This is a genomic window from Amycolatopsis sp. NPDC057786 (assembly GCF_042797905.1).
GTDB lineage: Bacteria > Actinomycetota > Actinomycetes > Mycobacteriales > Pseudonocardiaceae > Amycolatopsis.
On record NZ_JBHVKW010000035.1, the window covers coordinates 39,661 to 58,293 of the forward strand.

The following is an 18,633-nucleotide window of genomic DNA, read 5'->3' on the forward strand; positions in this document are numbered from 1 at the left end:
CGGGCTGGCTGAATCGTTCAAGCCGACGTCAGCTTCCACCGAGGTGGGAGCAAGGGACCTTTGCTACCGCCCTGGCTCAGTCGCTGCCGTTGGCGCGGTGGCGGTCGTGACCGTTGACGGGGCGCTTTCCCGAGTCCTGGGAGCCGAGCTGTTTCACGAGCGCGGCGGCACTGGCCGTGCCCGCCTGGTGCTCCGCGAGCGCGCGGGCGAGCAAGTCGGCGAGACCGGCGTCCGGCGGCGGTTCGTCCTCCGCGATCGCGCGGGCGTAGCTCTCCGGGAACGGCGTGATCGGCCGCCAGGAGCCGGTGTCGGTCAGCGGGTCCAGCGCGGGCGGCATCCGCAATCGCGGCAGCCACGGATCCGCGACCTCTTCCTTGGCGCTCGGGCGAGGAGTTTCCCCCGTCCCGGTTCCCGGCGACGGCGCCGGGTCCTCCCGAGGCGGCGGCGCGAGCGGGACGGCGGGTTCGCTGTACTCGACCGGAGGTTGCTCCCGGCGGGCACGGCCGGTGTCGGCGCGTTCTTCGGTGAGGGCATCGGGGCGCACCGGATCCGCGGCGCCGTCCGCGCGACGGCGGCCACCGCCCTGCCCGCCCGTGCTCGAGATCCCGAGCCGGTCCAGTACCGATTTCGCCGCCACCGAACCGTGTTCGGCGTCGTGCCTGGTCTTGCGCGAGACCGGCGCCGAGGACCGGCGCGCCCGCTCTTCGGCCGCCCACTCGTCGCTCTCCCACAACGGCGCGGCGGTACCCGGCGGACGGGTCTCCGCCGCCACGCGCGGCCGTGGTTCGGCGGCGGGCTCGGGAGCGAGAAGCAGTTCCGGCAGAACGGTTTCCGACGCCGCCACGGGCACCGGTTCCTCGGCCCGGCGCCGCGCGGCCGGAGCCGGGGCTTCCGGCAGGACGATCGCGGGTTCGGGAGCGACGGGCTCGCGCGCCGCGGGCTCCTCCTGACGGCGACGGCGCCCGGGCTCCGGTTCCGGACGCGACACCGGTTCGGCGTGCGACACCGGTTCAGGACGCGGCGCGGGCTCCGGCTTCGGCGGCGGCAGCAGTTTCGGCGCGACGGGTTCGGCCTTGGGCTCGAACTTGATCGACGGCTTGGTCTTCTTGGGCACCCGACGGCGCCAGTCGCTGTCGGACGCCACCGCTTCCCTCACTGGCTCGGGGCGGGACGGCGGCTTCAGCACCGGCGCTTCGCTCTTTTCTGCCACCGGAGCCGCGACCGGCGCCACGGCAGGTTCCACCGGGCGCTCCACGGCTGGGCGCGGAGGCTCGGCCGGTGTGTGCCGCGCAGGGGCGGGTTCCGCATGCCTGCTCTGCCGCGCGGGCCGCGGCGGCTCACGACGAACCGGCGCCTCGGCAGCGGCCCGCTTCGGGGGCGCCGCGGCGATCGCCGGGATCACGGCCGTCACCTCGGCCGGTTCCGGCGCGGGCACCGGCGCCGCGGCGGCGGTCGGCCGCGTGGCGACGGCACGCAGGACGTCGTCGAGGTCGACGGCGGCGTTCTCGGCCGCGCCGAATTCGCCGACCAGGACGTTGCACGCCTGCCTGCGCGCGCGGGCGTGCAGATGTTCGGCCGCACGCGAACGGTGCAGGCAGCCGATGGCCTCCTCGGCGCGGCCGAGCCGTTCCTCGATCTGCGCGAGTTCCAGCCACAGCCGTGCCGTGACGGCGTGCAGGTTGTGGTCCTCGGCTCCGGCGACCGCCTCACGGACGAGCATTCCCGCGGCTTCTCCTGACCCCGCGGGCAACAGGACACGAGTGGCCACCGCCAGCCGCAGCCACGCGGCGGGCGCGATCCCGGCGGCACGGACGGGCGCGTCGAGGATCGGCTGCGCGACCTCCAGCGCCATCTCCGTGTCGCCCCGGTCCAGCAACGTGCAGACGAGTTGCAGGATCAGCCGGATCCGGACGAGACCTCCGTCGTCCGGGTTTCCGAGCTTTTCGAGCATGCCGAGCCCGGTCCGCGCGGCGTCGGCGGCCGACGTCAGGTCACCGTGCCGTCGACGGTGCGCCGACACCCCGACCCGCAGCAGCGCGCGGATCAGCAACTGGGAGTCCGCGGTCATCGAGCCGTCACCGAGCACGAGCTTGTCCGCCTCGGCGAGCACCCGGTCCAGTTCCGCCTTGCGGCCGAACTGCGCCAAACAGCCCACGAGGTGACACAACGCCTCCGCCCGGTGCGCGGGCGAGACCGCCGGATCCGCCAGCAGCGGACGCAGCGCGGCCAGGCCCGTCAGCGGGATGCCCACGCTGCGCGCGCAGACCGCCAGGTCGATCCTCAGCCGGGCGGCGATGTCGCCGTAGCCCGCGTGTTCCGCGGCGCGCAGGGCGGCCACGGCCCGGCCGACCGTCCGGGGACGGCCACCGAGCCGTACCCGGGCGCTCACGACCAGGCTCTCCGCGCGGATCCACTGCTCGTCGGCACCGGCGGCCTCGGCGAGCGCGGCCGCGCGCTCCCCGAGGACCAGTGCGAGCTCGGGCGCCCTCAGGTGCAGGGCGTCCGCGCGTTCGATCAGCCTGCCGACAGCGGACAGGGTTCCCCCGGTGGCAGCCGTCCGCCCACCCACCATGGTGGTGGGCGAGCCCGGCCGTTGGCGCTTGCTGGCTTCCACGGGGAACCCCCGGCCCTCAGTCGCGGGTCAGCTTGCGATGGGTGACGCGGTGCGGACGAGCCGCCTCGGCACCGAGGCGTTCGACCTTGTTCTTCTCGTAGCCCTCGAAGTTACCTTCGAACCAGAACCATTGCGAGGGGTTCTCGTCCGTGCCTTCCCAGGCGAGGATGTGCGTCGCGACCCGGTCGAGGAACCACCGGTCGTGCGAGATGACCACGGCACAGCCGGGGAACTGCTCGAGAGCGTTCTCCAGCGAACCCAGGGTCTCGACGTCCAGGTCGTTCGTCGGCTCGTCGAGCAGGATCAGGTTCCCGCCCTGCTTGAGGGTCAGCGCCAGGTTCAGCCGGTTGCGCTCACCACCGGAGAGCACGCCCGCCGGCTTCTGCTGGTCCGGCCCCTTGAAACCGAACGCGCTGACGTAGGCACGCGAGGGCATTTCGGTCTGCCCGACGTGGATGTAGTCCAGCTTGTCCGAAACCACCTCCCATACCGTCTTCTTCGGGTCGATCCCGCCGCGGTTCTGGTCCACATAGGACAGTTTGACCGTCTCGCCGATCTTGACCCGGCCGTCGTCCGGCTCCTCGAGCCCGACGATCGTCTTGAACAGGGTCGTCTTGCCGACACCGTTCGGCCCGATCACGCCGACGATGCCGTTGCGCGGCAGGTCGAACGACAGCCCGTCGATCAGCACCCGGTCGTCGAAACCCTTGCGCAGCTTCTCGACCTCGACGACCACGCTGCCCAGCCGGGGCCCCGGCGGGATCTGGATCTCTTCGAAGTCGAGCTTGCGGTGCTTGTCCGCCTCCGCGGCCATCTCCTCGTAGCGGTCGAGCCGGGACCGCGACTTGGTCTGGCGCGCCTTGGCGTTGGACCGGACCCATTCGAGTTCGGACTTCAGCCGCTTGGCGAGCTTGGCGTCCTTCTTGCCCTGGACCTCGAGACGCTCGCGCTTCTTCTCCAGGTACGTCGAGTAGTTGCCCTCGTAGCCGACGACGCGGCCGCGGTCGAGCTCCATGATCCACTCGGCGACGTTGTCCAGGAAGTACCGGTCGTGGGTGACGGCGAGGACGGCGCCGGCGTAGTTGGCCAGGAACTGCTCCAGCCACAGCACGCTTTCGGCGTCCAGATGGTTGGTGGGCTCGTCGAGGAGCAGCAGGTCGGGCGCGGACAGGAGCAGCTTGCACAGCGCGACCCGGCGGCGCTCACCACCGGAGAGGTGGGTGACCGGCTCTTCCGGCGGCGGGCAACGCAGGGCGTCCATCGCCTGCTCCACCGCGGAGTCGATCTCCCACGCGTCGGCGTGGTCGAGGTCCTCCTGGAGCTTGCCCATCTCCTCCATCAGCTCGTCGCTGTAGTCGGTCGCCATGAGCTCGGCGACCTCGTTGAAGCGGTTGAGCTTGACCTTGATGTCACCAAGGCCCTCTTCGACGTTTTCGCGGACGGTCTTTTCCTCGTTGAGCTCCGGCTCCTGCATGAGGATGCCGACGCTGGCGCCAGGCTGGAGGAAGGCTTCGCCGTTGCTGGCCTGCTCGATCCCCGCCATGATCTTCAGAACGGTGGACTTACCCGCGCCGTTCGGCCCCACCACGCCGATCTTGGCGCCGGGGTAGAACGCGGTGCTGACGTCGTCGAGGATGACCTTGTCCCCGACGGTCTTGCGCACCTTCTTCATGGTGTAGATGAACTCGGCCATGCAAACGATCGTAGAGCGAGGCGATCGCGGCCTTGACGGCGGTCACCACCGAGCTACCGACAGTCAGCCCGATATCACTGACCGAGCATCGGAACCTCAGCCCACCGGCGCCTCCTCCAGCGCGGTGACCATGGGATTCCCGGTGGGCGGCGGCACCGACGGGATCGCTCTGGGCCGGTCACGTCCCATCCGGTGGATTTCGGCCGAGCACCGCGCCAGGTTGGGACCGATGGAGAAGGCCTCAAGCTCAGGTAGACCCAGAGGTGCCGGGATCTCCTCCGCGGTCTCGGCGCCGCGCAGCCGCCCGGCCACGATCACCGGATCACCCTTGCTCAGGCAGGAGAACGCCGCCATCGCCAGCTTGCGCCAGCAGGTGACCTTGACCGCGAGCTGCCGTCCCTCGCCCCACTCCCCTCTTTCCTTGTCGTACCGGCGTTCGACACTCCGCAAGCCGAACGACACGACGTCGTGCCCGTGCCCCCGCTCCGGATGGTGGACCGGTTCGCTGGTCAGGTTGCCGATCATGGTCACCCACGTTTCGCCCATCGCCATCACACTCGCCCTTCTCCTCGTCCCGGGACCTTCCCGGCGTTTCCCTTGATCACAGCGTGCCTCGGCCTCAAGGGCGGAAAGGGACGAAAACCGGATCTGTGGACAACTCCGGACGGTGTGGGCTTCCTGTGGACAACTCGGGCCGGAAGGCCGTGCTTTGTCGGCGAGGCGTGGTAGAGGCCCTACCGATCGCGTGTCAGTTTGTAGGGCACCAGATCGACCACCAGCTCGTCGCCCTGCACCTGGACATAGAGCGACAGCGGCGACGGCGGATTCCGCAGATACACGACCGCGGCCTCGGTCAACCGGACCCTTGCCGTTGCCGAGCTGGGTGATGCCCGCCGGTTCCTCGAGGGTGCCGAGCCATTCGGCGTGCCCCGGATCCACCACGGCGGTGTAGGTCTTCGTGACACCGCCCGACGACCGTTCGACGGAACGCAGGATGTCGCTGTAACGAGCGTGGTCGAGCACGGCGCGGATGCCACTGAAACCCAGGTTCCCACCGTGGCGCGCGCCGCCGCCCCGTTGTCCGGTTGCGGCCAAAACGCTACGAGCCGGAATCCGGCCCCCGCCCCTGATCGGCGAGTTTCTTCAGCATCGCGTTGTAGGCGTTCAGATCCGCGTCACCGGAGGCCTCCTCGCGGCGGTCCCGTCGCCGCGCCTCCCGCTCGTCCTGCCGCGCCCACTGCACCAGCAGCGCGACGAGCACCAACAGCACCGGCAGCTCACCGGACGCCCACGCGATCCCGCCGCCGAGCCGCTGATCGGTGAGGAGATCGGTGACCCACGGCAGTTTCAGCCCGCGGTAGAAGTCCTGTCCGAGCACGGTCTGCATGCTCATCAGCGCGATCCCGAAGAACGCGTGGAAGGGCATGGCGGCGAACATCATCCCCAGCCGTCCCAGCGGCGGGAGCCGTCGCGGCGCCGGGTCGACACCGATCACCGGCCAGTAGAAGACGTACCCGGCGAGCAGGAAGTGCGCGTTCATCGCCAGATGCGCCCAGTGGTAGTTCAGCGCCGAATCGAACAGGCCGGAGAAGTACAGGCCGTAGAAGGAACCGACGAACAGCAGCAGCGCGACGATCGGATGCGTCAGGAACCGCGACAGCGGCGAGTGCACGAAGGCGAGCAGCCATTCACGCGGTCCGGGCGGGGCATCCTTGCCAGCCGTGGGCAGCGCGCGCAGCGCGAGCGTCACGGGCCCGCCGAGCACGAACAGCACCGGAGCCACCATGGACAGCAACATGTGGTTGCCCATGTGCACGCTGAACATCGCGGGCGCGTACCGGCCGATACCGGACGACGTCGCGATCAGCAGGACGAAACAGCCCGCGAGCCACGCGACCGTCCGGCCGGTGGCCCAGGTGTCGCCGCGGCGCCGCAACCGCCGCACCCCGGCGAGGTACAGCCCGGCGAGAACGAGCGCGAGAGTGCCGTAGACGAGGTCGAACCGCCAGTCCGTGAGCAGCCGGACGACGGTCGGCGGACCGTAGAGGTCGTACCCGATCAGCAATTCCGTCGTCGACGGCTGGGTCAGCGATTCCTGCGGCGGCGGGGTCTTCGCGAGCCCGGTGGCGATGCCGATCGTGACGAACATGATCAGCACCTCGACCGCGGCGAGCCGCAGCAGCTGACCACCGCCCGCGCCGTTCACCAGCCCGGCGACGCCCTTCTGCCGTTGCTGATGGCCGAAGACACCGAGCAGCAGCAGCGCGACGACCTTCGCGACCACCAGCAGGCCGTAGTCGGTGGTGAACAGGTCGGCGATCCTGATCCGCACCAGCGCGTTCACGATGCCGGAGACCGCCATCACGATCCAGCACACCAGCGCCAGCTTGGAAAACCGCGTCGCGGCCAGCTTGAGGTTCCCACCGCGGCGCCAGCCGAGCGCCAGCAATGCCACCAGCCCACCGACCCACAACGCGGCGGCGACGAGGTGGTACAGCAGGCTGTTGGTCGCCATGTCGTGCGAGCCGCCGCTCGCGGAGTGCCCGGTGACCGCGACCGGGACCAGGCCGCCGACGGACAGGAAGAAGACCACCGTCGTCCAGCCCCAGGTCAGCGCGAGACGGCAGCCGAGCGCGACCAGCAACGCGATCAACGCGGTGAACAGCCAGGCCTTCGGCTGTTCGATGGCGTCGACGAGATCGACCAGCACCTGCGGCGACAGCACCTCGGTGAACGGGCGGCCCGCGCCGTCGGCCGCGGAGAAGAAGACCGACGCGACGGCCGCGAAGAACCAGACCCACGCCGCGACGCCGGCGACACGGATGGCCGCGTAACCGTCGGCCGCGAGCGTGCCGGATTTCTGCGGCGGGACGAGGAACGCGGCGAGCAGCAGCGACCCCACACAAAGCACCGAAGCCGTCTCGGCCAGCACTCGAACGACGGTGATGCCGTAGCGGGTCACCAGGCCCGGGTCCGGGAGTCCGGCGATGACGTAACCGGCGCCACCGGTCAGCGCGACGAGGCCGACGGCCACCACCGCGGCCAGGAGCGCCCCGATCGACACCAGCGGCAGGACACCGGCCTTCCGCGCGGGTGGGGCCGGTTTCGTCTCGGGGTCTGAAGGCACGTCACGAGGGTATGCCGAACGCGCAACCGGCAAGATGGCGGCGTGCGGATCATCCTGCTGAGGCACGCCGAGTCACTCGGCAACGTCGACGAACTCGCCTACACCCGGATCCCCGACCACGCCCTGCCGCTGACCGACACCGGTCGTGAGCAGGCGAAGCTGGCGGGGCCGGAGATCGAGGAGGTCCTCGGCGGGCGGCGGACGGCGGTCTACGTCAGCCCCTATCTGCGGACGCGGGAAACGTTGCGGCTGCTGGACATCCGGGACGCCTGCGAGCGGATCGTGCCGGAGCCGAGGCTGCGGGAACAGGACTGGGGCAACCTCCAGGACCCGCTGGAGCAGGAGGTCCAGAAACAACGTCGCCACGAGTTCGGCCACTTCTTCTACCGGCTCCCGTTCGGCGAGTCCGGGGCGGACGTCGACGACCGGGTCGCGGCGTTCCTCAGCGAGCTGGCGGCGTGCGGCGAAGATCACCCCGAAACCGTGCTGGTCGTCTCACACGGGCTCACCATCCGCTTGCTGTGCCGACGGCTCTTCGGCTGGAGCATCGAGCTGTTCGAGTCCCTGTCCAACCCGAAGACGTGCGAATACCGCGTCGTGGAGCGGGTGGACGGCAAGTGGACGCTGGACCGCCCGTTCGGCCAGTGGCGGGACTCACCCGACGGGGAGACTCAGGATTGAAGGAGCGAGGAGCACCACCCTCGTTCCCAGCCCCGGGCTGGATTCGATCCGCGCGAATCCGCCGATCTCCGCCATCCGCGCGATGATCGAGTTCTCGAGGCCGAAGCCGCGCCGCCGGGCCCCGACCTCGAAACCGGCGCCGTGATCGCGCACCGTCAAGGAAACCCCACCGCCGATCTCTTCGATGTTCACGACGGCCCGCCTTGTCCCGGAGTGCTTCAACGTGTTGCGCAAGGCTTCCCTCGCGGAGTCGTGCAGCGCCATGGCCGCCTCCTCCGAAAGCTCCGGCGCGGCGTCGTCCTGGACGACGACCTCGACGCGCAGCCCTTCCGCGGCCATTTCGGCGGCGAGCAGCCGCAGCCGCTGATGCAGTCCGATTCCTTCGCTGGATTCGTGTTCGAGGCTGATCCGGATGCGCATCGCCTGGGCGCGAGCGGTGCGGCGGACACGGTCGAGGCTGGCCGCCGGGTCGAGTTCGTCGGCGGGCGCGGGGATCGCGAACGACTCCATCACCTGCAGGACGGTGTCATGGACGTCGCGGCGATGCCGTTCGCGTTTCGCGGCCCGGCCCTGTTGCTCTCCGAACCCGACCGCGAACCGCATCGACGCGCCGACCAGGCCGACGACCGCGACCGACACCACCAGCGCCGTCACGAGCGTGAACAGGAGACCGGGTGAGGAGGCCGGATCCAGCAGGACGTGCGGTACGACCGCGGCCCCGATGGCCAGTACCCCGGCCGTCGCGCCGCGCAGCAGTGCCCAGATCATCACCGTGCCCATCAGGTGGGTCCAGGTGATCGACGTGATCGCGGTGTTTTGCGCGAACGGCGCGGCCCCGACGCAGAAGAGCACGGCGAACGCGCTGTCCACCAACGGAACCAGCCGCGTCCCGGCCGCGGACCAGCGGAAGATCCAGACGGCCGCGACGACGTTGGACACCAGCTGCAGCGCCACGAACGTCCACAGCACCGACGTCCCAGGGCCCGCCACCCACAGCGCCTGCGCCAGCATCGCCAGCCGGAACGCCACCGGGACCAGCACCAGCCAGGGCAACGTGGTCCGCACCAACCGCGCCGGGATACCTCTGCCGCTCCCGAGCATCAGCGTCCTCCCGGATTAGCCTCACTGAAAAAGCGACCGAAGCGCATTCATTTCAGTTTACCGAGGTGTCAACGGGCGACGGGTTGGGCCACCGCCTCCCGTTTCCCCGCCCGCGCCGCCGCCACCGCGGACGGCACGATCAGCGCGGCGGTCAGCCCGACGAACAGGAACGACACCGAAAGCGACGTCACCTGCGCGATCCCGCCGATCAGCGGCGGCCCCGCGAGGAAGCCGGTGTAGGCGATCGCCGTGACGAAGGCCAGTTCGCGCTCGCCTCCCGTCCCGTCGGCGCGTTTGCCCGACGCGCCCGCGAGGCTCAACGCGATCGGGAAGGCCGCGGCGAGCCCGGCACCCGCCAGCGCGAAGCCGACGAACCCGAACACCGGAACGGGGGCCAGCGCGGCGAGCACGAGACCGGCGGCGGCGATCCCTGCACCCACCGCGAGCGCCCGCGTCGCACCGAAACGGTTCTGAAGCCAGGCGCCCGCGAGCCTGGCGAGCGCCATGGCCAGGGCGAATCCCGAGTACGCGAAGGCGGCGGCGCCGTCGCCGACCCCGTGCACGGACGTCATCAGCAGGGCGGACCAGTCCGAACTCGCTCCTTCCGCGATCGCCGAAAACAGCGCGATGGCGGCGAGCAGCCAGAGAACGGGACGTTTGATCGGCGCCACTCGCGGCTTCTCGACGGGTTCGGCGTGTTCGGGTCGAGCGCCGGGTACGGCGGCGATCACGAAGGCGAGCACCACCAGAGCGGCCAGCGCGGCGACCGTGAGATGCCTCCCCGGCGACCACTGGTGCGACGCGGCGAACCCCGCGGCGACGGAGCCCGCCAACGCCCCGAAGCTGAACCCGGCGTGCAGGATCGGCATGATCGCGCGTCCGGACCGGCGCTCCACCTCGACTCCGGCGACGTTCATCGCCACGTCGAGCGCGCCGACACTCGCCCCGAGCACGAACAACGCCCCGGCGAGCAGGGCGACCGACGTCGAGAAGCCGATCATCGGCAACGCCGCGCAGGCGATGACCGTGCTGCCCGCGACCACCGCGCGGGCGCCGTACCGCTCGATCAGCCGCCCCGACACCGACGCCGCGATCAGCATGCCGACGCTGGCGCCCAGCAGGGCCAGCCCGAAGACACCCGGAGAGGCGTCCACTCGTTCCGACAACGCCGGAGTCCGCGGCGCCCACGAGCCGAGCGCGGCCCCGTTGAGCGCGAACACGACGAAAACGGCCGTACGGTCACGCATAGACCCCAGTCTCCTTTCGATTCCTCTTCGCCCAGAATGACTTAAGCGCTTCAGAAAGTCCACCGGCCCTTGCCGGGACTAGACTGCCGCGGTGACCAGCACCCGACGACGAAGGCCGACGTTGGACGATGTCGCCGACGCCGTCGGGGTGTCGCGCGCGACCGTCTCCAACGCCTACAACCGGCCCGACCAGCTGTCCGCCCAGCTGCGGGAAGAGGTCCTTCGCGCGGCCAAGAAGATCGGGTACGCGGGGCCGAACCCGACCGCCCGCAGCCTCGCCACCAGCCGCAACGGCGCGATCGCCGTCCTGCTCGACACGAATCTTTCGACGGCGTTCTCGGATCCCGCGTTGTCGGTCACCCTCGACGCGCTCTCGACCGTCGTCGATCCCGAGGGCCACGCCCTTCTGCTGCTGCCCGGCGACGGCGAGAGCGGCGGTCCGCGCGCGGAGCGGGTCCTGACCGCGCAGGCCGACATCGCGGTGGCGTATTCGCTGGCCGACGGCGCGCCGGCGCTGACCGCGGTCCGGGATCGGGGCCTGCCGCTGGTGGTGATCGACCAGCCGCATATCCGCGGTACGGCGAGAATCGGTGTCGCGGACCGGGCGGGGGCGGCCGCCGCGGCCCGGCACCTGGTGGAACTCGGGCACCGGCGGATCGGGATCTTCTCGGCGCAGTGCCTCTCGGCGCCGCGTGGTGGCGAACTGAGCGTGGTCGAGGCCGGGAACAGCCGGTTCCACGACAACCGCGAACGGATGGCCGGCTACCTGGAGACGCTGGCCGAGGCGGGGATCCCGGCGGCGGACGTGCCGATCTGGGAGGCGTCCGGGCTCTCGGTCGAAGGAGCCCTCCCGAGCGCTTTCGGCCTGCTTGACCGGCGACCACGGCCGACGGCGCTGCTGTGCATGTCGGATCTCCTGGCACTGGCGGCGATTTCGGCCGCCAGACAGCTCGGCCTGTCGGTCCCCGGCGACCTTTCGGTCGTGGGTTACGACGACGTCCCGCCCGCCCGATGGTCCGAACCACCGCTGACGACGGTCCGGCAGGACCTGGCCGCCAAGGGACGGGCGGCCGGCGAACTGGTGCTGGCCCTGCTGCGCGGGGAGAAGGTCCCCGCGCCCGCCGAAGTACCGGCCGAACTGGTCGTCCGGGATTCCACCGCGCCCGTGTAGCAGCCGGTTCCGGCACGCGCAAGGCGCCCCGGTGATATGTGGACAACTCGCCCCGATCGAGCGGCGCACAACTACTTATCCACAGAAGTAGAAATGCGGGCAGACAAACTCTTCCCCGCGCGCCATCGTGGAATCACACATTCACCGACGGCGATCGAGCCGCCGATTCACGGGGGAGAACCCAGCCATGCAACGACGTTTGACGAACCTGCGCGCCCGCCTCCCGCACGTGCTCCTGCTCGCCATGGCCGGCCTGCTGACCAGCGCCGGAGTCGCGAGCGCCACCACCGCGCCGCCCGAACCCGCCTGCCAGAAGGGCGAGTTCTGCGTCTGGGGCGAGGATTCGTACGGCGGCGCGGTGCACAAATTCGACCTGCGCACCGCCAATCCCGACGAATGCATTCCCTTACCCGAAGGCTTCGACGGGCATTCGTTCGTCAACCGGCTCAGCAGGGACGTGACGATTTACCAGAGCGAGGAATGCACCACGGAGGGAGATTTCATCACCTATCCGGGTGGCGGCACCTACGTACCCCAGGGCCCGTTCGTGATCCGCGCCCTCAAGATCTGGGACTGACCACCCCGACGGTTCGCGCCGGTCGCTCGCGGGAGAGTCGACTCGCGACCTGCGCGAACCCAGGGGCCGCTCCCCCGAAGCGGCCCCGGCCCGTGAGCGCGTCACCCCGCGTCGTGGCGCGCTCACGGGCGTTCCAAAAAAGGGTGGGCTCGACCTGAAACGATCTGGCGGTGTCGAACGATCGACAGGTTGGCGACGGCTAAGCTGCCGATGCTGGGCGACACCCAACGTCGCCGACGTCGGCCCTCGTAGCTCAGCTGGATAGAGCAAGAGCCTTCTAATCTCTAGGTCGCAGGTTCAAGTCCTGCCGGGGGCACGTCGCGCCTGGTCACACGCACTGTGTGACCAGGCAACTCGAACGCAGTTCGGTCCGAGGATCACAAACGGATCACTTTGGATCCGCGCGAGGTTCGAGCGTTCCGCACCGCTGGGGCCTCTCCGGATGCCCCAGCGGTGGCGGTCCGTGACATCTTGCCCCTGTTGTTGGTCACTGTCACACCGGCAAGTCTTCGTGAAGTGATCCGTCCACCTCGCCGTGCGCTATAGGTTGTCCGCATGTACGTGCCGACGCCGACGCAACGCGACTCGCAGCCGACCGCCGCGCCTCCCTGGTGGCTCGTCATCGGGCCCGGGTTCGCCGCGCTCATCGGCCTGTTCCTGGTCACCGTGATCTACCGGTTCGACGGTGAGTCGGCCTTGCGGATCGATCTGGGCATGTCCGGCCAGTCGCTGCTGCTGAACGGTCTCGTGGCGTACGTCGTCGCGGCCGCCATCGCCTTCCCGGCAGGGCTGCTGCTCGGCACGCGCTTCCCGACGTCGGTGACCGTGCCCGCGATCGTCCTGATGCTCCTCGGCGTGCTGGTGGTCGCCTTCGGGCCCAGCAGCGGTCTGCTCCTGGTCGGGCGGGTGCTCAACGGACTCGGCGCGGGCGCCGTCCTCGGCGTGACCGTCGCGCTGATCCGGCGCCTCAGAACCGGTCGCGGCGTCGCGACCGGGGTGACGGCGGGCCTCGGCGTCCTCGCACTGGTGGCCGCACCGGTTCTCGGCGGGCTGCTCTCGGACGCCACCGGCTTTCGTGTGGTGTTCGTGGTGGCCGCGCTGTTCGTGTTCGTCGCGCTAGTCGTCGCCGGGGTCATCGGCATCGTCGCGCTGGCCAGGCCGAAACACGCCTGATCTTCAGTCGCCGAGCTCCTGCAGCGCCGCGAGCACATCGTCCGGCACGTCGAGCCGGGCTTCCACGTCCGCCACCTTCGCGGCCACGCGCCGGTGCGTCGCCCGGCCACGGGCGCTGAGGTGGACGAGGACGCGGCGTCTGTCGGCGGCGTCGACCTCGCGGTAGGCCTGCGCGGTGGTCACGAGTTTGTCGACCACCCTCGTCAACGTCGGGGCGGTGGCGAGCGTCCGGTCGGCGAGGTCGGCCATGGCGAGGCCGCCCTTGCCGCTCAGCGTGTCCAGCACCAGCCATTGGTCCAGGGTGAGACCTTCCTTGGCGAGCACCTGCTCCACCCTGGCGGCGACGGCACGAGCGGCGCGGGTGAGCGAGCCGGTGAGCGACGTTCCGGCGGTCGTGACGCCGCGTGTCCCCATATCCCGTCCCCTTGCCAAAACCGGACACCCTCGCAATACTTCCAGGTGAAAGCACTTTGACCTTACCGGGCCACCGCACGGAGCGCCATGCCCCCACGCCTCGCCACCCGGCCCCGCGACGACACCTGGCGTGTGGCCATGGTGGTCCCATTGCAGGGACCGGCCGGACTGTTCGGCCCGTCGTGCGAGGCGATCACGGAGCTGGCCGTCCACGAGCTCAACGAATCCGGCGGCATCCTCGGCAGGCAGGTCGAGGCCGAGGTGGTCGACGGCGGCGGAACTCCCGCGCGAGTGGCCGACGAAGTGCGGCGCCTGGTCGCCGACGGGCGGGTCGACGCCGTGAGCGGCTGGCATATCTCGTCGATCCGGCACGCGCTCGCGCCGGTGGTGGCCGACAGGGTGCCGTACGTGTACACCTCGCTCTACGAAGGCGGCGAGCGCCGCTCGGGCATCTTCTGCACGGGCGAGACGCCGCGCTGCCAGATCGAGCCGGCACTGCGCTGGCTGCGCGATCACCTCGGCGCCCGGCGCTGGTTCGTCGTCGGCGACGACTACGTCTGGCCGCACCGGTCGACCCGCGCGATCCACCAGTACGCCAAGGATCTCGATCTGCGCGTCACCGGCGAGGCGTTCGTCGGGCTCGGCGCGGGCGATATGTCCACTGTGGTCCGCAAGGTGGAACAGTCCACAAGCGACGGTGTACTCATGTTGCTGGTCGGACAGGACGCGGTGCGGTTCAACCGGGCCTTCGCCGCACACGGGCTCAGCGACCGGCTGGTCCGCTTCAGTCCGCTGATGGAGGAGAACATGCTGCTCGCCAGTGGCGCGAACGCCACCGGCAACCTCTACGTCTCCGCCGCCTACTTCCGGTCGATGGTCACGGCCGACGCGATGGACCTCCTCGGCCGCTACGTGGGCCGCAACGGCCCCGGCGCCCCGGCCTTGAACAACGCCGCCGAATCCTGTTACGAGGGACTGCACACGCTGGCCGAACTCGTCGGCAGGGCGGGAACGTCGGAGCTCCCCGCGCTCAACGCGGCGATCGACGGCGTCGCCTATCACGGACCGCGCGGCACGATCGAGTTCCGCGGGCGGCAGGCCGATCAGCACGTCCATCTCGCGATCGCCGACGGCTACGACTTCGAAGTCCTCACCCGGCTCTGAACTTCACCCTCTTGACTCGCCCCGGCACACCACTTACTTTCATTTGAAATTATTCCATGTGACGCACGTTTCGCGGAGGTGAGCATGGGCAACGTGGGCCTGCTCTACGTCGGCGCCGCCTTGATGATCAACGGCCTGATGTTGCTCGGCCGGATACCTCCGCGTTCGGCGGCGGTGCTGAACCTGTTCGTCGGCGCGCTGCAGTGCGTCACCCCGACCGTGCTGATCGTCCAGGCGAACGGGAATCCGGACGCGATCCTCGCCGCGTCCGGCCTGTACCTGTTCGGTTTCACGTATCTGTACGTCGGCATCGCGAACCTCGCCGGCCTGGAGCCCGAAGGCATCGGCTGGTTCTCGCTGTTCGTGGCGGGCGCGGCCGTGGTGTACGCGGGAATCGCCTTCTGGCACGGCAACGACCCGGTGTTCGGGGTCATCTGGCTGTCCTGGGCGTTGCTGTGGACGTTGTTCTTCCTGGTGCTCGGCCTCGGCAAAGACCATCTGACGCGCTTCACCGGCTGGACCGTCCTGCTGCTCAGCCAGCCGACGTGCACTGTGCCCGCCTTCCTCGGCCTCACCGGCGCCTACCGCAGCGACGGCGGCACCGCACTGCTGGCGGCCGCGATCGCGGTGGCGCTGGTCGCGGCCGCCGGATCCCTCGACGTCCTGAAAAACCGTTCGGAGAAAAGGAGTCTTCATGCGACACGGTGACATTTCCGCCAGCCCGGACACGGTCGGTGTCGCGGTGGTCAACTACAAGATGCCGCGACTGCACACCAAGGCCGAGGTGCTCGACAACGCCCGCAAGATCGCCGAAATGGTGGTGGGCATGAAGTCCGGGCTCCCCGGCATGGATCTCGTGGTGTTCCCCGAGTATTCGACGCAGGGCATCATGTACGACCCGAAGGAAATGTACGAGACCGCGGCGACGATTCCCGGTGAGGAGACCGAGATCTTCGCGGCCGCGTGCCGGGAAGCCCAGACCTGGGGCGTCTTCTCGATCACCGGCGAGCGACACGAGGATCACCCGGACAAACCGCCGTACAACACGCTCGTGCTCATCAACGACCGCGGCGAGATCGTCCAGAAGTACCGCAAGATCCTGCCGTGGTGCCCGATCGAAGGCTGGTACCCGGGCGAGGACACCTACGTCAGCGACGGCCCGAAGGGCATGAAGATCTCGCTGATCATCTGCGACGACGGGAACTACCCCGAGATTTGGCGCGACTGCGCGATGAAGGGCGCCGAGCTGATCGTGCGCTGCCAGGGCTACATGTACCCGGCCAAGGAGCAGCAGATCCTGATGGCCAAGGCGATGGCGTGGGCCAACAACTGCTACGTCGCCGTGGCCAACGCCGCCGGGTTCGACGGCGTGTACTCGTACTTCGGCCATTCCGCGATCATCGGCTTCGACGGCCGCACCCTCGGCGAAACCGGCGAAGAGGAATACGGGATCCAATACGCGCAACTGTCGGTTTCGGCGATCCGCGACGCGCGCACCTACGACCAGTCGCAGAACCACATCTTCAAGCTGCTGCACCGCGGCTACACCGGCGTGCAGGACGCGGACGAAGGCGACAAGGGCGTGGCGGACTGCCCGTTCGACTTCTACAAGCTCTGGGTCACCGACGCCAAGAAGGCGCAGGAGAAGGTCGAGTCGATCACCCGCGACACCATCACTCCTCGGCACCCCTGACGAGGACGGTGCGCCCTAGACTCGGCGCCATGGACAGGATCGACAGCGGCAGCCTGACGATCGCCGCCCCGCCCGAGACCGTCTACCAGGCGCTCCTGGACCGCGAGTCCCTCGAAGCCTGGCTGCCGCCCGAAGGAATGCGCGGCCGGATCGAGCATTGGGATCCGCGGCCCGGCGGCGGTTTCCGCATGATCCTCACCTACCTCGACGCGTCCGCCGCGCCCGGCAAGTCGTCGGACGCGACGGACGTCGTCGAAGTCGGGTTCGCCGAGCTGGTGCCCGCCGAACGTGTGGTGCAGCGGGCCGTCTTCGAGTCCGCTGACCCCGCGTTCGCGGGCACCATGACGATGACCTGGAGCCTGGCCGCCGCGGGTGACGGCACCGAGGTGACCGTCGCCGCGACGGACGTGCCGCCCGGCATCGGCCAGGCCGATCACGAGGCCGGGATCGCCTCTTCGCTGGCCAACCTGGCTTCCTTCGCCGAAACGCGCTGACGACCGGACGCGATCACGAGCGCGGCGAGGACGGCCATCACCAGCGGCACGACCAGCGCCGCCCGGAAACCGCCGAGCGCGGCCTCTCGCGAACCGTCGCCGAGCGCGGCGACGTTGACGGCGGTCACCGCGGACAGCCCGAGCGCCGCGCCGAACTGGAACGCCGTGTACAGCAGTCCGCCCGCGAGTCCCTGTTCGTCCTCGGCGATCCCGTCGGTGGCGACGATCGTCAGCGGACCGTAGGCGAGCGCGAACCCGAGACCCAGGATGATCATCGACGGGAACATCGCCGCGTACGTCCAGTCCAGGCCCAGCGGCAGGAAGAGCGCATACGCCACGGCGGCGAGCACGAGTCCGCCGAAGATCAGCCGGGTGTTGCCGAACCTCGCCACCAGCCGCGGGGTCAGCGTCGGCGCGAGGATGGCGTCGATCCCGACGGCCAGCAGCGCCAGGCTCGTCTCCAGCGTCGACCAGCCCCGTAGTTCCTGCAGGTACAGCGTGACGAGGAACTGGAACCCGAAGAACGAACCGGCGAACAGCAGGGCGCTGACGTTCGCCCGCACCAGCGGCCCCGACTTCAGGATGCCCAGCCGCACCAGCGGCGCGGGCGAGCGGCGTTCGACGGCCACGAAGGCCGCCAGCGCCGCCACTCCCCCGGCGAACGACGCGAGGGTCCAGCCCCAGCCCTGTCCGGGGTGTTCCAGCCGGACCACCGCGTAGGCGATCAGCAACATCGCCGCGGTCACGGTGAACGCTCCGGGGAGGTCCAGGCGGCGCGGTACGCGTTCCTCGCCCGCCGGTTCCTTGATCAGCCACAGCGCGGCGAGCAGGATGACGGCGGACAGGATCACCGGTGTGAAGAACACCCACCGCCAGTCGATCCTGGTCAGCAGGCCGCCGATGACCAGTCCGAGCGAGAATCCGCCCGCCCCGGTGCCGGCGTAGAACAGCAGCGCCTTGTTGCGTTTCGGGCCTTCCTCGAAGCTCGTGGTGATGATGGACAGCCCGGCCGGGGTCATGAAGGCAGCGGCGACGCCGGTGACGAACCGGGCGAGCAGCAGCATCCAGCCTTCGGTGGCGAACCCGCCCAGGCCGGAGAAGACGAGGAACACCACCAGCCAGGCGAGGAACATACGGCGGCGGCCGAACATGTCGGCGGCGCGCCCGCCCAGCAGCATGAACCCGCCGTAGCCGAGGACGTAGGCGCTCACGACGCCGCTCAGCGTCGCCGTCGACAACCCGAGTTCGGCCCGGATGGACGGCAGCGCCACGTTCAGCATCGCGACGTCGATGCCCTCCAGGAAGATGGCGCCGCACAGCACTACGAGCACGCCCCAGGCCCGCCCGCCCATCCGGTCGGCGCGCGGAAGCGTTTGCGAGTTGCTCAAGATCGGATCTCCCTCAGTGAGCGGGAACCGACGGTTACTCATCGGCCGGTCGGTTCCCTCTTGTAACCAAGGGGATCTTCCGTCACCATCGACGAC

General features: G+C 69.7%; 17 protein-coding genes and 1 tRNA gene. 9 read left to right on the forward strand and 9 right to left on the reverse strand.

Annotated elements, in window-relative coordinates; all coding sequences use genetic code 11:
* Positions 1-76: 76 nt before the first annotated feature.
* The 5 genes from ACFVM3_RS19640 to ACFVM3_RS19660 all read right to left on the reverse strand — a co-directional run bounded on the left by ACFVM3_RS19640 (position 77) and on the right by ACFVM3_RS19660 (position 7,434).
* The gene (locus ACFVM3_RS19640; protein ID WP_378440459.1) at positions 77-2,614 is read right to left on the reverse strand and encodes a hypothetical protein; all 2,538 of its coding nucleotides are present in this window, start codon (positions 2,612-2,614) and stop codon (positions 77-79) included.
* A 16-nt stretch (positions 2,615-2,630) separates the two neighbouring features.
* Positions 2,631-4,307, reverse strand: a complete 1,677-nt coding sequence (gene ettA, locus ACFVM3_RS19645; protein WP_378440460.1) for an energy-dependent translational throttle protein EttA — start codon at positions 4,305-4,307, stop codon at positions 2,631-2,633.
* 96 nt (positions 4,308-4,403) lie between these two features.
* Positions 4,404-4,853 (reverse strand): single-stranded DNA-binding protein, encoded by a 450-nt coding sequence (locus ACFVM3_RS19650; RefSeq protein WP_378440462.1) that lies wholly within the window; start codon positions 4,851-4,853, stop codon positions 4,404-4,406.
* Between the two features lie 188 nt (positions 4,854-5,041).
* The gene (locus ACFVM3_RS19655) at positions 5,042-5,164 is read right to left on the reverse strand and encodes a hypothetical protein (protein ID WP_378440464.1); all 123 of its coding nucleotides are present in this window, start codon (positions 5,162-5,164) and stop codon (positions 5,042-5,044) included.
* A 242-nt stretch (positions 5,165-5,406) separates the two neighbouring features.
* On the reverse strand, positions 5,407-7,434 hold the full coding sequence (locus tag ACFVM3_RS19660; protein ID WP_378440466.1) for a cytochrome c oxidase assembly protein: 2,028 nt from the start codon (positions 7,432-7,434) through the stop codon (positions 5,407-5,409).
* Positions 7,435-7,476: 42 nt separating this feature from the next.
* Here ACFVM3_RS19660 and ACFVM3_RS19665 point away from each other — a divergent pair, with 42 nt between their 5' ends.
* Positions 7,477-8,115, forward strand: coding sequence for a histidine phosphatase family protein (locus ACFVM3_RS19665; protein WP_378440468.1), 639 nt, complete (start codon positions 7,477-7,479; stop codon positions 8,113-8,115).
* On the opposite strand, the gene ACFVM3_RS19670 is transcribed toward ACFVM3_RS19665, so the two are convergent.
* Together ACFVM3_RS19670 and ACFVM3_RS19675 are read right to left on the reverse strand one after the other, a co-directional pair.
* Positions 8,089-9,216, reverse strand: coding sequence for a sensor histidine kinase (locus ACFVM3_RS19670; protein ID WP_378440470.1), 1,128 nt, complete (start codon positions 9,214-9,216; stop codon positions 8,089-8,091). The genes ACFVM3_RS19665 and ACFVM3_RS19670 overlap by 27 nt on opposite strands.
* Before the next feature lie 68 nt (positions 9,217-9,284).
* Entirely contained in the window at positions 9,285-10,463 is a 1,179-nt protein-coding gene (locus ACFVM3_RS19675; protein ID WP_378440472.1) for an MFS transporter, read from the reverse strand.
* 121 nt (positions 10,464-10,584) lie between these two features.
* Here ACFVM3_RS19675 and ACFVM3_RS19680 point away from each other — a divergent pair, with 121 nt between their 5' ends.
* The 4 genes from ACFVM3_RS19680 to ACFVM3_RS19695 all read left to right on the forward strand — a co-directional run bounded on the left by ACFVM3_RS19680 (position 10,585) and on the right by ACFVM3_RS19695 (position 13,384).
* Positions 10,585-11,634 (forward strand): LacI family DNA-binding transcriptional regulator, encoded by a 1,050-nt coding sequence (locus ACFVM3_RS19680; RefSeq protein WP_378440511.1) that lies wholly within the window; start codon positions 10,585-10,587, stop codon positions 11,632-11,634.
* A gap of 187 nt (positions 11,635-11,821) precedes the next feature.
* Positions 11,822-12,211 (forward strand): peptidase inhibitor family I36 protein, encoded by a 390-nt coding sequence (locus ACFVM3_RS19685; RefSeq protein WP_378440474.1) that lies wholly within the window; start codon positions 11,822-11,824, stop codon positions 12,209-12,211.
* A gap of 242 nt (positions 12,212-12,453) precedes the next feature.
* Positions 12,454-12,527 (forward strand) — tRNA-Arg (locus ACFVM3_RS19690).
* A gap of 239 nt (positions 12,528-12,766) precedes the next feature.
* A complete protein-coding gene (locus ACFVM3_RS19695; protein ID WP_378440476.1) occupies positions 12,767-13,384 on the forward strand; it encodes an MFS transporter in 618 nt (205 codons plus the stop codon).
* 3 nt (positions 13,385-13,387) lie between these two features.
* Here ACFVM3_RS19695 and ACFVM3_RS19700 read toward each other — a convergent pair whose 3' ends face one another.
* Positions 13,388-13,798: a MarR family transcriptional regulator gene (locus ACFVM3_RS19700; protein WP_378440478.1), complete on the reverse strand. Its 411-nt coding sequence runs from the start codon at positions 13,796-13,798 to the stop codon at positions 13,388-13,390.
* Between the two features lie 87 nt (positions 13,799-13,885).
* Between ACFVM3_RS19700 and ACFVM3_RS19705 the strand changes: the two genes are divergently transcribed.
* The 4 genes from ACFVM3_RS19705 (at position 13,886) to ACFVM3_RS19720 (ending at position 17,149) form a co-directional block, all read left to right on the forward strand.
* Positions 13,886-14,962: a substrate-binding domain-containing protein gene (locus ACFVM3_RS19705; RefSeq protein WP_378440480.1), complete on the forward strand. Its 1,077-nt coding sequence runs from the start codon at positions 13,886-13,888 to the stop codon at positions 14,960-14,962.
* A gap of 84 nt (positions 14,963-15,046) precedes the next feature.
* Positions 15,047-15,670, forward strand: coding sequence for an AmiS/UreI family transporter (locus ACFVM3_RS19710; protein WP_378440482.1), 624 nt, complete (start codon positions 15,047-15,049; stop codon positions 15,668-15,670).
* Positions 15,657-16,655 (forward strand): aliphatic amidase, encoded by a 999-nt coding sequence (locus ACFVM3_RS19715; RefSeq protein WP_378440484.1) that lies wholly within the window; start codon positions 15,657-15,659, stop codon positions 16,653-16,655. The genes ACFVM3_RS19710 and ACFVM3_RS19715 overlap by 14 nt, the downstream gene beginning before the upstream one ends.
* Before the next feature lie 29 nt (positions 16,656-16,684).
* Complete coding sequence (locus tag ACFVM3_RS19720; protein WP_378440486.1) at positions 16,685-17,149, forward strand: SRPBCC family protein; 465 nt, start codon at positions 16,685-16,687, stop codon at positions 17,147-17,149.
* On the opposite strand, the gene ACFVM3_RS19725 is transcribed toward ACFVM3_RS19720, so the two are convergent.
* A complete protein-coding gene (locus tag ACFVM3_RS19725; RefSeq protein ID WP_378440488.1) occupies positions 17,089-18,579 on the reverse strand; it encodes an MFS transporter in 1,491 nt (496 codons plus the stop codon). The two genes, ACFVM3_RS19720 and ACFVM3_RS19725, sit on opposite strands and share 61 nt — an antisense overlap.
* Between the last annotated feature and the right edge of the window lie 54 nt (positions 18,580-18,633).

Bases quoted from the DNA above. Each gene is read 5' to 3' on its own strand.
- ettA (WP_378440460.1), bottom strand. From the start codon at position 4,307: ATGGCCGAGTTCATCTACACCATGAAGAAGGTGCGCAAGACCGTCGGG.
- ACFVM3_RS19650 (WP_378440462.1), bottom strand. From the start codon at position 4,853: ATGGGCGAAACGTGGGTGACCATGATCGGCAACCTGACCAGCGAACCG.
- ACFVM3_RS19670 (WP_378440470.1), bottom strand. From the start codon at position 9,216: ATGCTCGGGAGCGGCAGAGGTATCCCGGCGCGGTTGGTGCGGACCACG.
- ACFVM3_RS19675 (WP_378440472.1), bottom strand. From the start codon at position 10,463: ATGCGTGACCGTACGGCCGTTTTCGTCGTGTTCGCGCTCAACGGGGCC.
- ACFVM3_RS19685 (WP_378440474.1), top strand. From the start codon at position 11,822: ATGCAACGACGTTTGACGAACCTGCGCGCCCGCCTCCCGCACGTGCTC.
- ACFVM3_RS19695 (WP_378440476.1), top strand. From the start codon at position 12,767: ATGTACGTGCCGACGCCGACGCAACGCGACTCGCAGCCGACCGCCGCG.
- ACFVM3_RS19700 (WP_378440478.1), bottom strand. From the start codon at position 13,798: ATGGGGACACGCGGCGTCACGACCGCCGGAACGTCGCTCACCGGCTCG.
- ACFVM3_RS19705 (WP_378440480.1), top strand. From the start codon at position 13,886: ATGCCCCCACGCCTCGCCACCCGGCCCCGCGACGACACCTGGCGTGTG.
- ACFVM3_RS19710 (WP_378440482.1), top strand. From the start codon at position 15,047: ATGGGCAACGTGGGCCTGCTCTACGTCGGCGCCGCCTTGATGATCAAC.
- ACFVM3_RS19715 (WP_378440484.1), top strand. From the start codon at position 15,657: ATGCGACACGGTGACATTTCCGCCAGCCCGGACACGGTCGGTGTCGCG.
- ACFVM3_RS19720 (WP_378440486.1), top strand. From the start codon at position 16,685: ATGGACAGGATCGACAGCGGCAGCCTGACGATCGCCGCCCCGCCCGAG.
- ACFVM3_RS19725 (WP_378440488.1), bottom strand. From the start codon at position 18,579: ATGAGTAACCGTCGGTTCCCGCTCACTGAGGGAGATCCGATCTTGAGC.